At 70.0% G+C, this 15,222-nt stretch carries 13 protein-coding genes; 5 read left to right on the forward strand and 8 right to left on the reverse strand.

Annotation, left to right across the window (positions count from 1 at the left end):
- Positions 1 to 896: 896 nt before the first annotated feature.
- Positions 897 to 1,625, forward strand: coding sequence for a DUF1775 domain-containing protein (locus OG906_RS32950; RefSeq protein WP_329447684.1), 729 nt, complete (start codon positions 897 to 899; stop codon positions 1,623 to 1,625).
- A 119-nt stretch (positions 1,626 to 1,744) separates the two neighbouring features.
- Here OG906_RS32950 and OG906_RS32955 read toward each other — a convergent pair whose 3' ends face one another.
- From OG906_RS32955 to OG906_RS32965, 3 genes are all read right to left on the reverse strand, one after another.
- Entirely contained in the window at positions 1,745 to 3,637 is a 1,893-nt protein-coding gene (locus OG906_RS32955; protein ID WP_329447685.1) for a copper resistance CopC/CopD family protein, read from the reverse strand.
- Positions 3,638 to 3,940: 303 nt separating this feature from the next.
- Positions 3,941 to 4,198: a hypothetical protein gene (locus tag OG906_RS32960; RefSeq protein ID WP_329447686.1), complete on the reverse strand. Its 258-nt coding sequence runs from the start codon at positions 4,196 to 4,198 to the stop codon at positions 3,941 to 3,943.
- A 148-nt stretch (positions 4,199 to 4,346) separates the two neighbouring features.
- Positions 4,347 to 4,856: a GNAT family N-acetyltransferase gene (locus OG906_RS32965; RefSeq protein WP_329447687.1), complete on the reverse strand. Its 510-nt coding sequence runs from the start codon at positions 4,854 to 4,856 to the stop codon at positions 4,347 to 4,349.
- A 131-nt stretch (positions 4,857 to 4,987) separates the two neighbouring features.
- On the opposite strand from OG906_RS32965, the gene OG906_RS32970 reads away from it, so the two are divergent.
- On the forward strand, positions 4,988 to 6,178 hold the full coding sequence (locus OG906_RS32970) for a cytochrome P450 family protein (protein WP_329447688.1): 1,191 nt from the start codon (positions 4,988 to 4,990) through the stop codon (positions 6,176 to 6,178).
- A gap of 127 nt (positions 6,179 to 6,305) precedes the next feature.
- Here the strand turns inward: OG906_RS32970 and OG906_RS32975 are convergent, their stop codons facing one another.
- On the reverse strand, positions 6,306 to 7,067 hold the full coding sequence (locus tag OG906_RS32975; protein ID WP_329447689.1) for a hypothetical protein: 762 nt from the start codon (positions 7,065 to 7,067) through the stop codon (positions 6,306 to 6,308).
- A gap of 3 nt (positions 7,068 to 7,070) precedes the next feature.
- Positions 7,071 to 7,577: a helix-turn-helix domain-containing protein gene (locus OG906_RS32980; RefSeq protein ID WP_329447690.1), complete on the reverse strand. Its 507-nt coding sequence runs from the start codon at positions 7,575 to 7,577 to the stop codon at positions 7,071 to 7,073.
- A 582-nt stretch (positions 7,578 to 8,159) separates the two neighbouring features.
- Between OG906_RS32980 and OG906_RS32985 the strand changes: the two genes are divergently transcribed.
- Positions 8,160 to 10,070 carry a helix-turn-helix domain-containing protein gene (locus OG906_RS32985; RefSeq protein ID WP_329447691.1) on the forward strand — a complete coding sequence of 637 codons (1,911 nt, stop codon included), beginning with the start codon at positions 8,160 to 8,162 and terminating at the stop codon, positions 10,068 to 10,070.
- Positions 10,071 to 11,330: 1,260 nt separating this feature from the next.
- Here OG906_RS32985 and OG906_RS32990 read toward each other — a convergent pair.
- Both OG906_RS32990 and OG906_RS32995 read right to left on the reverse strand, forming a co-directional pair.
- A complete protein-coding gene (locus OG906_RS32990) occupies positions 11,331 to 11,648 on the reverse strand; it encodes a hypothetical protein (RefSeq protein ID WP_329447692.1) in 318 nt (105 codons plus the stop codon).
- 144 nt (positions 11,649 to 11,792) lie between these two features.
- The gene (locus OG906_RS32995) at positions 11,793 to 12,530 is read right to left on the reverse strand and encodes an alpha/beta hydrolase (protein ID WP_329447693.1); all 738 of its coding nucleotides are present in this window, start codon (positions 12,528 to 12,530) and stop codon (positions 11,793 to 11,795) included.
- 340 nt (positions 12,531 to 12,870) lie between these two features.
- Between OG906_RS32995 and OG906_RS33000 the strand changes: the two genes are divergently transcribed.
- On the forward strand, positions 12,871 to 13,095 hold the full coding sequence (locus OG906_RS33000; protein WP_329447694.1) for a hypothetical protein: 225 nt from the start codon (positions 12,871 to 12,873) through the stop codon (positions 13,093 to 13,095).
- Positions 13,096 to 13,276: 181 nt separating this feature from the next.
- The gene (locus OG906_RS33005) at positions 13,277 to 13,936 is read left to right on the forward strand and encodes an MSMEG_1061 family FMN-dependent PPOX-type flavoprotein (RefSeq protein ID WP_329447695.1); all 660 of its coding nucleotides are present in this window, start codon (positions 13,277 to 13,279) and stop codon (positions 13,934 to 13,936) included.
- Positions 13,937 to 14,012: 76 nt separating this feature from the next.
- Here the strand turns inward: OG906_RS33005 and OG906_RS33010 are convergent, their stop codons facing one another.
- Complete coding sequence (locus OG906_RS33010) at positions 14,013 to 14,636, reverse strand: hypothetical protein (RefSeq protein WP_329447696.1); 624 nt, start codon at positions 14,634 to 14,636, stop codon at positions 14,013 to 14,015.
- Between the last annotated feature and the right edge of the window lie 586 nt (positions 14,637 to 15,222).

A 15,222-nucleotide genomic window follows, 5' to 3' on the forward strand; every position in this document is an offset into this window, starting at 1 on the left:
GTCAGGTGTCCACCACCTGCTGTGGGCCAGGAGCGTGACCGGCGCGGTCTGCGGCTCGGCAAGACGCCGATCGGCGACCCCATCCGCTCAAGGGGAGCCACCTCGCCCGGACTCGGAAAACTGCTCCACAATTGACAGTTGAGGCCCGATGACGGCGACTGCGGCAGATGATGAGCCCGACATGATCGGAGCTCTTGCGGGGACGCGCTCTTGTCCGCGGCCCATGTGGCGGAGCGGACGGTGCCTGCGGGCTGCCCTGTTCACCCTGCTCAGCACGGCTCTGGCTGTCGTGGCCCATCATCCGGTCTCGGAACAGGCGGTGTCCTGGCAGCGGGTGGCGGCCGGAACGGGGGTCGTCCTCGGACTCTCGTGGCTTGTGGTTCGGCGGCCCCGGCCCTGGTGGCAGGTGGTGGCGGCCACCGGCGTCGCTCAACTCCTCCTGCATCAGGCACTCTTGGTGCCACGGGCAGCACCCGCCGGTCACCCGGAGACTCACGAGGGTGTACCGGAGGCGGTGCACGCGGCACACCACGGCGCGTGGGAGATGACGGCGGCCCATTGCGCGGCCGCATGGGCGATGGCCTTGCTCATGTACCACGCCGATCAGGCGCTCAGCCGCCTTCCGGAGACCGTGAACCGGTGGGCCCACGCAGCGGTTGCGGCCGCCGCGGCCGCCTTCGGTCTCCACCGTCGACCATGGGTACGGCCCTGCCTGCCGGCGGTACCCACACCGCTCAACGGCCTTGCCGCGCTGTTGACGGTGACGACGATGCTCTGTCATGCGCTGGTCCGTCGAGGGCCGCCTGCCGGATGCGCGGGAAACGTTCCCCCCATCCCGGCGGGCTGTTCACCTGCACGGTGAGGCCCGCTCCGCGCACCGAGAGGGTTCCTCCACCATGAACAAGACACACACCCGCGCTCAGCTCCGCAGGCTGGGCCTCGCGGCCGTCGGCGCGTTGGTCGTCGTCGGCGTGGCCGCCGGGCCGGCCGCCGCGCACTCCGAGGTCTCGGCCTCCGACCCGCGTGCCCTCGCCGAGAACGTCACGCTGTCCTTCACCTCCGAGGCGGAGTCGGACACCGCGGGGATCGCGGAACTGCGGGTCGTCCTCCCCAAGGGCATCACCCCGGACGCCGTGACGCTGAAGGAAGCCCCCGACGGGTGGAAGCTGACGGCCACTCCCGACGGGTACGCGATCGGCGGTGCGGCCCTGCCCACCGGCACGGATGCCGAGTACAGCGTCACGGTGCGCCAGCTGCCCGACGAGAAGTCCCTGGCGTTCAAGACCCTGGAGACCTACGGCGACGGAAAGATCGCCCGTTGGATCGAGGTGCCCGCCGACGGTGAGAAGGTCGACAATCCGGCCCCGCTGCTCGAACTGAAGGCAGCGGCCCCCGGAGCCAAGCCGATCGCCCCCGGCCCGTCGGCCTCGCCGACTCCGAGCGCCGCCCAGTCACCCGAACCGTCCACGGCGGCTCCCTCCGCACCCGTCGCGTCCGCGAGCGCGCAGGCGACGAGCGGGAAGGACGCGGGCAGCAGCACTGGAGCCATCATCGGCGGGATCGCCGCCGGCATACTGCTCGCCGCTGCCGGCACCTTCTGGTGGCTGCGCCGCAACCGAGCCTGACCCAGGCCGCCGGGGTCGGCGCACGGGTTACACCGTGCGCCTTCCTCGGCCGCGCGCCGCGCGCCGGGTGCGCTGAGGCCAGGGCGCGGACGCGCCCTGAACCGCGGCAGGCGCCGCCCCTACGGTGATGCCGTGATGTCCACGGTCTGGCGCACGGTGACCTGGTCGATGTCGGTGGTGCGCACCGTCAGGTTCAGGGTCCACACACCGGGCACGGGCAGCCGCAGGTCGTAGGCGGCCCAGTACCCCTTCTGATTCTTCAGTTTCGCGTCGAGCGGCCCGATGTCCAGGTCGTCCTGCGTGAGGCTGAGGCGGAGTTCGGGAACGGTCGCCAAGCCCCCGTCCGCGGTGTACACGACGGCTTCCACCGTGTTCTCCCCCACCCGGCCCGGCGCCAGCGTGACCTGTACCGTGCCGCGGTGGCCCGCCGTCCCCATGTCGAACGGCACCATGAGCACCTTCGCCTGCGGCTCCTGCACGGTGGCCGCCGACGTCTTCTCGGCGGCGGCGCGGCTGGGCTGCGTGCCGGTGAGCACAGTGGTGATCAGCAGGACCACGACACCGAGTACGGCTTCGGCGGCGACCGTACGGCGCAGACTGCGCCGGTATCCGTCCGACTCGGAGACGGGCGGCTGACCACCGGCGGGGGGAACGGGCCGGTCCCCGGGATCCGCTGCCTCCGGAGCGGCCGGAGCACCGACCGTCTGTGCGACTCTCACCGGCTCGGTCACGGACACGGGCAGGGTTCCCGTGACGGGCGGCGCTTCGCGCACCAGGCGTGCCGTCCACCGGCGCGAGAAGGAAGCCACCCACAGCACGAGGACCACGGCGGCGATCTTGATGCTGAGGGTTCTGCCGTAGGACGTGGTGGCCAGCGCCTCCCAGGAGCCGACCTGCCGCCACGACTGGTACACCCCCGTGCCGACCAACGTGGCGACCGCGATGAACGCCAACCCGGAGAAGCGGCCGATCGCGGAAGCCGGGACGTCGAGGGCGTCGGGCTCTCGGCGGCGCAACACGACCAGCAGCGTGATCAGACCGCCCAGCCAGACCCCCATGGCCAGCAGGTGCAGTACCGCTACGGGAACGGCCAGCGGCACCTGGATGCCGGCGGAGGCGTGTTCGGCGGCGGCCCAGGTCAGGGCCAGGCTCAGGGCGAAGGCGCCCCCGACGAGGCGCACACCGGTACCGAATTCCCGCGGCTCCCGCGCGTCTTCGTGCTGCCGGTCCGGTCGTCCGGAGAACCGCTTCAGCAGCACAACGCCCACCGCGAGGAGCGCCAACCGTGCGACCAGCGCCATCCCTGGTCTCCCGGTGACGGTTCGGCCCAGCTGGGACGGGTCGAACACCGACGTCAGCGAGCCGGCCGCCTCGTAGGGGCCGCGCAGCAGCAACAGGGCCACGCCGGACACCACCAGAGCCGCCCACCCCGTCACCAACACTCTGCGCACCGGGCGATGCGCGCCCGCACCGGGCAGGCACACCAGGACGAACGCCACGGCTCCGACGAGGAGGGCAAGCCCGCTGTAGGCGACGTAGCGGAAGAAGCCGTACAGGCGGCCGGCGGCCGTGTCGTCCGGTGAACCGGCGGCCACCACGGCGGCCGTCCCGGACGGCTTGCCGATGGAGAAGACGAACGCCCCGGAGATCGGGTGCCCGTCGGCCGAGACGACCCGCCACGCCACCGTGTAGGTGCCTTGGCTCAGCTTGTCGGACAGCTCCGCCCGGGCGCTGTTCCCCTTGCCGTCCACGAGCCGCGCGGGTCGGTTCACCCGCTCGTTCTTCGGCGACAGCACTCTCACCGCGTCGTCGGAGAGGCTGACCGACTCGGTGAAGGTGAGCGTGACCTGCTTCGGTGCCGCCTTGAGGACCGCTCCGTCCGCCGGATCGGCGCCACTGAGGCCGGCATGCGCGGAGGCCGGGCCCGCCCCGCCCAGGACCAGGGCGAGTACGGCGGCGACCAGCGCCAGGACGGTGAATGACGCTCTCGCGGGAGGTGATCCAGTGTGCATGAAGAAGCGGTCTCCGGTGTGGCGGTCGTCTTCGGCGCACCGCCGTCCGAACTCGATCGTGCGGGGCGGCTCCAGGACGCGGAGCCCACCTCGTGCGACACGACTGGCTCTGGCAGGGCTGGGACTCATGGCGCGATGTGGACCCTAGTGCTGCCGGCCGTGGAAGTGAGCTGGTTGAGCAACTTCGGCTAAAGCACGGTACGGAAAGTCCCGCCTCCGGCAGCTTCCCTGTATCTTGCATCCGCTCGTCGAGGAAGCCATGGGACGACATCAGGCCGGCCCGGCGTGCCGCGAGGGGCTGCGTCAGTCGCCGGGAGGGCTGGGCAGGCGACGGAGTTCGAGCAGAGCCACCGCGATCTTCACCCCGGTGGAGATGGTCAGGGCCTGCAGAAACGGCATGCCCATCAGCCACAGGGCCACCGTCATGAGGGTGAGGACCAGGAACGCCGGCAGCAGGTTGGTTCGCGTGATCGCGGCGCGCAGGTGTCCGGCCCTGCTCCGATGCGGATCCACCGTACCGATCGGGCGCGCGGTGACGCCTTCCTCCTCGGCTTGCGGCATCGGCTGCTGCCCTTCGCTCGTGTTCGCCCCCGGCCACGAGTGTCGGACGGGACTCGGAGGACTGCCACCGCTGCCGCTCGTCCCCGCCGCCATCCGAGGCAGAGGTTCACCACACCGGCGCCGGCACGGCGTGCGCGAGGGGGGTCTGTCAGAGATCGGTACGGGGAACGGAGAAGTCTCGAAGGCTGCGCACGTACGTCAGACCGGCGCGACCAGCCGCCCGCGTCTCGCCCGTGACGGTGAACCCCGTACGGCCCAGCACGGCCCGGGAAGCCGCGTTGTCGAGGGTGGTGGCGGCCCGCAGGGTGGACAACCCGTACCTGTCGGCGGCGAGGTCGCACACCCTGCGCACCGCCGCGGTGGCGAGCCCCCGACCTGCGGCCCGCTCCGCGATCCGGTATCCGAGCTCGGCATCACCGTCTGACAGGTCCACCAGGTTGACCCGCCCCAGCACCTCGCCCGCAGCATCGATCAGCACGTGGAAGTGGCAGTCCCCGGACTCCTGTTCGGCCAGCAGGTCACGATGGCGTTCCTCGAACCGGGCGAAGTACTCCTCGCCCCGGTCGGGGATGGATGCCGCGAAGTAGGCCCGATTCTCCCGCTCGAAGGCGAGGAGCGCGGGGGCGTGATCCGGTCGCAGCAGCTGTAGCTCAGGCATGGGGCGGACGGTATGTGGCTGGAACACCCTTCCGCCACGGAGTTACCGCCTTCGCGTACGGGGACTGGCCCGAACATCGCGTACGGGGACTGGCCCGACGAGCGGTTCCAGGCACGTTCTAGGCTGACCTCATGGATCTTCAGGGCGAACTGATCGAGCACCCGTACTCCGTCTACGAACGACTGCGGGACACCGCACCGGTGTGCCGCATCACCGGCACTGACGGCACACCGGCGTGGCTGGTCACGCGGTACGAGGATGTTCGGGAGGCACTCGCGGACCCGAGGCTGTCCCTGGACAAGTCCCATGCCCGGGAGGGGGCCTACCGGGGGTTCGCCCTTCCGCCGGCCTTGGACGCCAACCTGCTCAACATGGACCCGCCGGATCACACCCGTATGCGCGGGCTCGTGGCCCGCGCCTTCACCTCGCGGCGGGTCGAGCAGTTGCGGACACCCATCCGCACCACCGCCGACCGTCTCCTGGACCAGCTCGGACCGGCCGGGAGCGCGGACCTGGTGGCCGCGTACGCGGGCTCGCTGCCGTCCATCGTGATCTGCGACCTGCTGGGGGTTCCCGAGGACCGCCGCTTGGACTTCCGCGGCTGGACGGAAGCGCTGGTCGCTCCCGACCCGGCCCAGCCGGGCGCCGTGAAAGCGGCGTTGGTGGCCATGCTCGGATTCCTCACCGAGCTCGTGGCCCACAAGCGCCGCCAACCGGCCGACGACCTGCTCTCCGATCTGATCGCCGTTCGGGACACCGACGGCGATCGCCTCAGCGAGGACGAGCTGATGTCCGTCGTCTTCCTCGTTCTCTTCGCCGGCATGGAGAACACGACCCATCTGATCGGCAACGCGATTCACACCCTCCTGCGGCACCCGGACCATCTGGCTCTGCTGCGCGACGACCCTTCGCGCCTGCCGGCCGCGGTCGCTGAACTTGCCCGACTGGAAGGGCCTGCCCTTCTCGCGATCCGCAGGTTCCCGACCGAGGACGTGACCATCGCCGGCGTCACGGTGCCGGCGGGGGAGACGGTGCTTCTGTCGCTGTCGGCGGCCAACCGGGACCCGGCACGGTTCTCGCAGCCCGACACCCTGGACTTCGACCGCGACACCTCCGGGCACCTCGCCCTCGGCCACGGCATCCACTACTGCCTCGGCGGTCCCTTGGCGCGCGTCGAGACCGAGATCGCCCTGGCCGCCCTCCTGGATCGCTACCCGACCCTCGAACTCCTCGAGTCAGCCCCACAGTGGCGCCGGTCGCTGCGTTCCCGCGGCCTCAAGGAACTCCCGGTCCGCTACGAAGCGGCACGTGACTCGGCCTGAGACACACCGGGCGCGGAGGAGAGGGCAGGGCCCGTGCACACCGGGTGGCGAAGCCGGGTGCACGGGTGCGGGAGAGGCGGGACGGATCACGGGACGCCGATGTCGGCCCACGGCCCCGGCCCGGTGGCTAACCCTCCGTCAGGGCCCGCTTCTGACGGAGCCGCTCACGAAGGGCTCCGACCATCGGCAGCGTCAGCCCCGCGAAGAGGAAGATCACCGCCAGGCCGCTCAGCGTGGGGCTGATGAGCTCCTCGGCCTTCAATGACCACGGGGTGTCGAGGGTGTAGAAGATGATGTAGGACCCCTTGGTCAGCGCGTAAGCCAGGCCCAGCACAGCCGCCATGGCGGACAAGGAGAACCCGGCGCCGCTCCAGGGCCTGATGCCCCAGTTGCGTCGCGCCGTTCGACCGCACATGAACGCCAGCTCTCCGCAGGTGACCATGACGTAGGAGAGATAGAGAAGCAGGTACGCGGCCACCTTCGGGTCATCGACGTAGGCCGTGGTGAACTCGACGCCCGGACCGTTCGTCGCCAGGAAGAGCGGCACCATGATCGCCAGCTCCACGACGGCAGCGAAGCCGCGCTGGAACATCGCGGACTTCACGTACTCGGGCCGGTAGGCCAGATCCACCATCGTGATCTGCAGCGCGGCGCACCACAGGATCGCGCAGACGTGCGCGATGAGTTTGCCGACGTTGGCGAAGTCGGTGGCGTCCTGAGCTGCCCGGGCCACCACGGGTACGGCGAACAGAACACCCAGCGTGCACACCGCGAACGCCGTGGCGATCGCCCATGTGGCGACCCGCGGATTGCCCAGGGCCCTCCGCGTACAGAGCACGGTGACCAGTAACCCGGCCACCGTGCAGGTTCCGAAGACTATGCCGTCCACTACCTACAGCCCTTCCAGTGAATCAGCCGCATACTCTGCGGCCTCGTCCGCTTTCCGCCGTCGCTTGTTGCGCTTGCTCGGCTGCGTCTCGGCCGAACCGCGCGGAACCTGCTCCAGGCCCAGATGGGCCCGTCGCCCTTCCAGGTCCGTGATGACGCCCCGTAGTTCGCTCGCCGGGAGACCGTTCAGAAGTGCCAGGACCTGTCGCGCGAGGGGGTCCTCGAATGCCTTGAGTGCCTCGAGATCGTCATAGGCCTCGTGAGGGAGCAGGTGAGCGGGCGGGACGCCAAGAGCTTCGCACAGCGCCAGGAGCGTGCCCACGGTCGGGTTGTCCTGGGATCCGTTGGCGATCTTGGCGACGGCGGCGAACGACACGGAGGGGTGTTCGCCCGGCAGGGCGTCGACCGAGGCCGACAAGGAACGGGAGGTGTGCGAACGCCCGTTGGGGCCTCGCCGACCGGCCATGAGCGCCCTGAGTTTGTCCGCGATCGACGAACGGCTGCTGCTCACCTCAGGCAGCAGGATCCGCTCACGGCCCGGAGGGCGTCCTGCTGATGACTGCACACCACAACGTACCGGTCTCTCGCTCTGTCAGGGCCTATGCCTGTGTACTTTAGTTGACACCGTGGGGTGCGCAAGGCAGGATCCCGATAGAGAAGAGACAACCGTGTGCACCGGTGGGTGTGCGGGCCGTCAGGCCTGCGGGCACGGGGAAGCGGAGCGGTCTCGGTCGGCCACGGTCCCACGGTGACCGGCTGACGGGGCGTGACGGGGCGCGGAGGCGGAAGGGCTGTGGCAGGCGGATTACCGCACCGGATGCGGCTCGTGCCTTCGTACGTGGCGCTGCGAGGGGGAAAGATGCGTGCGGAGACGGTGGTCGGCAGTGGCGGGTGGAAGCCGGCGGGGCCGTTGACCCGGCCGCGTGACGACTCCACCCGCCCCGCACGCCGAGGCGTACGAGCCCTCACTTCGGGAGAAGTGGAGCCCGTTCCCGGGGGAGCAGGCATGAGGTGGTGACCAGGGTGCTCATGCCGTCCTCGACGGCACAGGGCGCCCACGCCACGACTTCCCGACTGCTCCGAGGAGTGTTCGATGCCAACCCTGGGCACGATGCCCACCCGTGAACCCGAACTCGAACTGACATTCGCCAACCGGTGTGCCGCTGCCACCCTGGCGGTGGAGGTGACCGGCGTTCTCTCCGTGACCCCGGAGAGCCTCCTGGAGGATGGAGCCCCCGCCACGCTGCCCCGTGGCTACGTGGTCCTGATCGCCGACGCGATCCCCTTCCGCCTGCGAGGCCGGATCACGACCGTGCTGGAAACGCTCCTGCACCGCATGAGTCGGGACGGCAGTGCCGGCCTGATCGTCAGCGCCCCGCCCGGCGCGAGGCAGCCCTTCCCCCCGGCCACCGTGGAACTGGCCGAGCGACAGGGCATCCCCCTCCTGGTCACCACGGCCCCCGTCGAACTGTGGCAGGGAATCCATGACGGCATCCAGCAGCTTCGGCTCACGTTCGCCGAGCGCCGCGCCGCCCAACTCGCCTCACTCGTACAGGAACTACCGGCCCAGCTCGCCGACCCGAGAGCCATGCAGCGCATCGCCGACTGGCTCGCGAGGGTCCTCGACGTACAGGTCATGGTCAGCGAACCCGCCCGCGTCCTGGTGGCTTCACCGGCCACCGCCGCCGAGGAGCTCGCACAAGCCATCATTCGTCGGTCCGTCGACGGCAACGCACCTGACAGCCACTCCGGAGCCCACACCCAGCTCATCTCGCTCGGCTCGTCCTCCGCCGCGGAAACCGTCCTGGCCGTAGCTCGGCGCACCCCCTTCGACGAGGCCGACCTGCGGCTGCTGCGCCACGCCGCCAAACTGTTGGGCCTGGTGGACCAGGCGCACCGCGAGTACCGGGCGGCCTCGGACGCGTCCCGCGCCGCGCGCAACGCGGCGGTGGAGCTCCTGCTGGACGGCGAGGTCTCCAAAGCGCGCCGGGTCATGAGGAATCTGGCGCCGGGTCTTCTCGATCCCGAGACGGTCCGCGTGTTCGTCGTCGAGACGGCACCCACCCGGCGGGACGCCGCCGTGCGCCGCTGCGAGGCCATCACGTCCGGCCAGGCGTTGGTCGTCGCCGACACGCGCCGCCAGGACCGGGTCCTGGTGATCCACCCCGTCCGCGCCGGCGACGCCGATGACAGAGTGGCCGCGGAACTCACGCGCCTGGTCTCCGCGTTCGGACCCGATGCCTCGTTGGGCGGTAGTGGGGTCTACTCGCTGTCCCTGCTCTCCCACGCACTTCGCGAGGCGACCACCGCCCAGCGGTTCGCCCTCCACCAGCCGGACTCGGTGGCCCTCTCCGTGCAGGACACCGACCTGGTCAGCCTGCTCCCGGCACACGACGCACAGCTGTGGGCGCGCGGCCTCCTGCATCCCCTCATGCAGAGCGACACCCAGTGGCAGCTGCTCCGCGAAACCATCCCCACCGCCCTCGCCTACCCCTACACGGTGGCTGCCCGCCGACTGGAGCTGCATCGCAACACCGTCACCCGGCGCGTGGCGCGAGCCGCGGAACTCCTGAACATGGACTTCGCGACCCTCCCGGACCGGATCGCGGCCGGCCTGGCGCTCGAACTCGTCACCCACCGCGAGCTGCCGGAGCCCTCCTTCGGATACCTCGAAACGAGGGAACCCACACTCAGGGGGCTCCTCGACGGTCCCCAGATCCGCGCCTGGGCCGAGCTGTTGCTCCGATCTGCCCGTGCGGACCGCCGCGGCCTGCTCACCACGGCGACGGCCTGGCTCAGCTTCGACGCACACCTGGAGCCGACCGCGCGCGAGCTGGGAGTGTCGGAGGCGACGGTCCGTTCCCACATCAGGGCACTGGAAGGGCACCTTTCCCGTGACCTTTCATCCCTCGACGGCATGCGCGATCTCCTGTTCGCGCTCCACGTCGTGACGGGAGCGCCCGGAATCCCGGACACGTCGCGCCGGCTGTGCACGGCTGCCTGAGCCGATGGTCCCGCCGGCCTCCAGGCCGGCCGGCCCGGCAGGCATTGGTTCGAGCCGCCCGCCCGGTTGGGCCGTGATCCTGAGTAGGCGTCATGAGGCGCAGGGGAAGCTTCCGAGTGGCCGAAAACTGCCCAATGAATGGCTGATAATGCAATGACATCTTTCATGGCCGCACGCTGTTCTCAGCCGACCTCGAATTCGTCCGACGTGCGGAACCATCGAGTTGAGGGGGCTGCTCGTGTATCGCTGAGTGAAGAAGTCGGATTTCCTCGAAGGGTGACCTGATGTGTGCAGTTCCAAAGGGCCGAACCCGGAGGGAGTGCACCGGAGAGACAAGAGTGCGACGAGTGGTGCACCGCCCGCAGATCGCGTTGATCGGTTGGTGCACCGGTGCAATGGTGCGGCTTTCGATGTATGCGTAGCGTTGTCGGAGCAAGCCCGGTCGAACTCCCACACTCCAAGGTCTGGACAACCGCGACCCAAGAATCGCGCAGTGCCGAACCACGGGGGTGTACGGCACGAGAACGGCCTCGGAGACGGGCAACGGCAGGGCTTGCGGCGAACCGGTCGTCATGGACACCGGTAGGCGGGCGCCGGGGAATGGGTGAACCACTTCCCCGGGCCACCCGCCGCCACCGCGAAGCCGGGCTCATGTGTGGATCCTGTGCAGAAAGAGATCGGGTACCTCGGCACTCGCCGGGGGAAGGGCGTTCCCCTCTCGCAGGTCGCTTATCCCAGGGTGAACCAATAGCGCGAACGAATAACGACTTCTGGTGTTCGCACCCGAACTCGCCGCTATGCTCGGCATTGTCGGACCACGAGTCTGCGGCGCCGGCGGGCGAGGCTCAACCTTCGTGGCTACGACATCCACGAGCCAGTGCGGAACGGAACGGGCCCTGTCCCCGCTCGTCCGATACAGGATGGACAAGGAGCACCGCCGGTTCGGGATGAATTGAGCCAGAAATACTCTCTGAGGCACGTCGCGATCCGCGATCTACCCGGCGGACGCCATCGATGTGCGCCGGGCATTCCTCGCCCGACGCCGGGCCGCCAGTTCAACGCCTCCGCCCGGTACGGACTGGTCAACCACCACCGCGACGACCGGGCACCATCCATGGCCCGGTTGAACACCCTGGTCGAGGGGAAGCTGCGCGCAGTCGGCATCGCCATCCCACACCAGTGGTGACCCGCGTCCGCAGAGCCGGCCGCGCCCGTTGGTGGCAGTCCGGAGGGCGCGGCGAGGCTTCTGTGTGGAGTCGTTCAGTTCGCGCCGAAGCGGAGGCTGGTGAACGAGGTGTTGCGCGGTGCCTTCTGCCCCGGGGCCAGACGCAGTGCCTTGCCCTTGCAGTCCTTCCCGGCGAAGACCGTGACGGGGGTCTTGGTCCCGTTGTGGGCGCCGCGTGCCTCCTGGCTCATCGTGAAGCACTTCCCGTCGGGCAGGTCCTCGACGAAGAACGGCTTGTCCTGGGCGCCGATCCAGCTGAACGGGCCCTGGGAGGCGTGGGCCGCGCCCGACTGGGCGGTCAGGGTGAAGGCGAGAGCGAGGAGGGAGAGGACGGCGGGGCGGACAGCACGCATCGTGAGTGCCTTTCTTGAATGGTGAAGAAGGGGCGGAAATGCCCTGCCCGATCAACGACTCTCCCTCCTCTACGGCACGCAGGGATCATCGCCGTCCGTGAGCAGAGTGGGACGGCCCGCCGTGCTGCTGACCGCGGCCCGGTCCTACTTCAGGTGCCGGGCGAAGAACCGGGCCCCGGTGTCGAGCTCGAACCGGGGGACGCCGGTGTGCCCACCGAGATTGGCGTGCAGGGTCTTCTCCCCAGAGCCGAAGGCGTCGAACAGGTCCAAAGCCGCCTGCCGGTTGTTCCCTTCGTCGTCCCACTGCAACAGCACGTGCAGCGGAATGGTGACCTTGCGGGCCTCCTCGAACATGGTGGCGGGCACGAGACTTCCGGCGAAGAAGCCGGCGGCCACGATGCGCGGCTCGACCACCGCGAGGCGAACGCCGACGGAGATCACTCCTCCCTCGTACCCGACCGGGCCGCCGATCTCGGGCAGCGAGAGCAGGGCGTCCAGGGCCGCCCGCCATTCCGGTACCGCCTTCTCGACCAGCGGGAGGATGAGGGCGTCGACGATCTCGCCGCTGACCGGCTCGCCCGCCTCGATCGCCCGCCGCAGGTCGGCGCGGGCTTGCTCGGCAGCGGCCCAACGAGGCCGTTCACCGCTCCCGGGAAGCTCGATGGTGGCGGCGGCGAAGCCGTACTCCGCCGCGTAGTGCCGGGCCCGCCCCACCAGCCGGGGGTACATCCTGCGCAGTCCGAGCGGGGGGTGGCCGATCAGGATCAGCGGCGTCGGTGCGGAGGTGGACTCGGGCGTCCACAGGATGCCGGGGATCTCGCCGAGGGTGAATTCGCGTTCGAGGACACCGTCGTCGAGACACTGTTCAGAAGTGAAATGCATGGTCGTGCCTTTCGGGAGTGCTCAGAACGGCGCTCCCGGACGACCTGCCTATCGTCCGACCGTGACCCCGGAGGGGAGCACCCATGTCGATACTGCGTTCACGGGTACCACCTCCTCGTTCTCTCGCACGGCCGCCGGAAACGTAGCAGTGGTGCCCGTGGCCGGCCAAACGATTTCTTGCACGGGTTTCGTTGCCGGATACCACGGAGCCCGAACACCACGCAGAGCCACTCGGTGGCTCATCGGCTGTTCGCGACCGCGGACACCGTCGAAGCGGCGAGCGTCCTGCAATCCGCGGCCCTGACGCGCAGGCGCCGTGCCGGCTTCGTACACTCGTCCGATGGATGGGATGAAGTGCACGTACTGCGGCGCCGCCGGACTGGAATCCGGCTTCGTCGAGGTCGCGGGGGAGGGCGCTCGCGGGTACGCCCGCTGGATCGCCGGGCCATTGGAGCGCGGCCTGTTCGGCGGCGCCAAACGCATGGGCCGCCCGCGCCGCCGCATCGAGGCGTACCGCTGCCCCCGCTGCTCGCATCTGGAACTCTTCGCCACCGAACCCGTCTGACGGCCTGTCGCTTGGTGGGCAGTACACCCGCGCTTGGACGTCCCGTCCGTCCGGTGATGCCTGACCGCGACCGCGACCGCGACCGCGGGGTCGGGGCAAGCTGTACCCGCCGCCAGGCCGTTTTTCAGCGCCTACGATTCGACCGAGATCAATCGCAGGCCGGCCCCTTAGGGTCGGAGGCATGACGACATCCCTTGACGGCAGTGCCTTCGACTCTCTCCGCCTCGACGCCGTGCGCGACCAGGAGGCGCTGCGCCGGGTCTACCCGTCTCCCAGCGGCGCGGCCGTGCGGAAGCAGATGACGGAACTCACCGAGCAGACACGGTGGTTGATCGGCTGCTCATCGCTGGTCCTGATCGCCAGCGCGGATGCCGAGGGCAACTGTGACGTCTCCCCGCGCGGCGGCCCCGCCGGGTTCGTCGCCGTCCTGGATGAACGGACGGTGGCGATACCGGACGCGACCGGCAACAAGCGTCTCGACACCCTGCAGAACGTCATCGCCACCGGACGGGCCGGGCTGTTGTTCGTCATCCCGGGGCGCACCACGACGCTCAGGGTGAACGGCCGGGCCTGCGTCTCCACGCGTCCAGAGCTGCTGTCGCAGCTGACCGCGGTGGGCAAGCCGCCGGCCAGTGCGCTGGTACTGGGGATCGAGGAGGTCTACCCGCATTGCCCCAAGTCGCTGCTGCGCAGTGCGGCCTGGAAGCCGGAGGAGTGGCTGTCGGCGGACGCCCAGCCAGCTTCGGCGGAGGTGACGCTGGCGCAACTGCGGTTGCCGGAGCTGACGATCGCCGACATCGAGCGGGCGGAGGCGGACTCGCTGAAGTATCGGTACGAGTGACGTGCCGACCTGCGACCCTGGGGGTTTGGCCGAAGGGGCACCGGCCAAACCCCCAGGGTCGCCGCCGGGGCCGCGTTCAGCGGGGCGGCTCGCACCGCCGGGGAAGGGTCACGGTCCCGGGGCGGTGTTCGAAGGTGTCCATGACCAGCCACTCGTCCAGCTCGGGGTCGTAGAGGTTCTGGACACCGAACTGGAGCACCTGCCAGAAGGTTCCCCGGTTGTTCTCGTCGACGTAGATGTCACCGAGCGCGAGCGGCAGGCGGGGGTGGTTTCCTGGAGGCAGCTTCGGCAGGACGACACCCACTCTCCAGTGGTTCACGCGTCGCTGCGGGTGGGTGCACCGCAGGGTCTCCGGACCGACGAACCGGGCCTCCTCGAAACCCTGGTTCAGCGTCTCCAGGTTGAAGCCGGGGATGCGTGAGCAGGGGTGTTCGTTCAGGCCGGGCCATTTGTACGTCAGCGTGTAGAGCGTGTCGTGGTAGATCAGGTTGGTGAACCAGATGGGGTACTGCGGGCCTCCCGCGGTCATCTGGCTGTTGCCGTCCTTCCCCTCCCAGGTGAACGGCACCGTGATGTCCAGGTCCCGCACGATCCACTTGCCCTTGCCGCGGAAGTCGCGGGGCAGACGGGGCGGGGGCGGCGTCGTGAAGGCCTGCCTGCGGGCGGCGGGACCGCATCGTCGTGCGCCGCCAGCGCCCACACCTCGGTGAACAGGCGCACCAGGCCGGGGTCGTCGTGGTCCGAGGGGAGGGCGTCGAGCAGGGCTTCGTGGCCGGTGCCGTGCGTGGGGGCGAGGGTGAGGGCGGTGACCCGCTCCAGGGACGAGGCGAGGACGCGGTCGAGGAGCGCCGACAGGAGGGCGGCACGGGCGGGGCGGGGGAGCCGTCGGTGCCGAGGACGCGGCGCAGGCCCACGACCGCCCCGACCGCCGTCAGGTGGTGCCGGCCGAGCGGGTCGGTGACGGTCGCGGTGCGCGTGCGCCCGCGGTGGGTGACGTCCACGCGCAGTCGGGCCGTTCCGCCGTCGCCCGGCGAGTGGAGCAGGGCCCGGCGCGCCGGAGCCCAGCGTTCCCCGCCGGCCCAGCGGAAGAATCCCGTGCCGCGAAGCGCGAGGGTCGCGGCCGGGGAGCTGAATCCGATGCGGGTGGCACGGGCCCCGTCGGCCGGAGCAGGGCGGCGACGGTGACGGCCCGTTGCAGGCGGCCCGTCCACCGGGTGATGTCGACGTGCTGCACGCCGGCGGTCGCGGCGGCGTGCAGCACCCGGTTCTCGGGGTCGTTGACGAAG

The organism is Streptomyces sp. NBC_01426 (assembly GCF_036231985.1).
GTDB lineage: Bacteria > Actinomycetota > Actinomycetes > Streptomycetales > Streptomycetaceae > Streptomyces.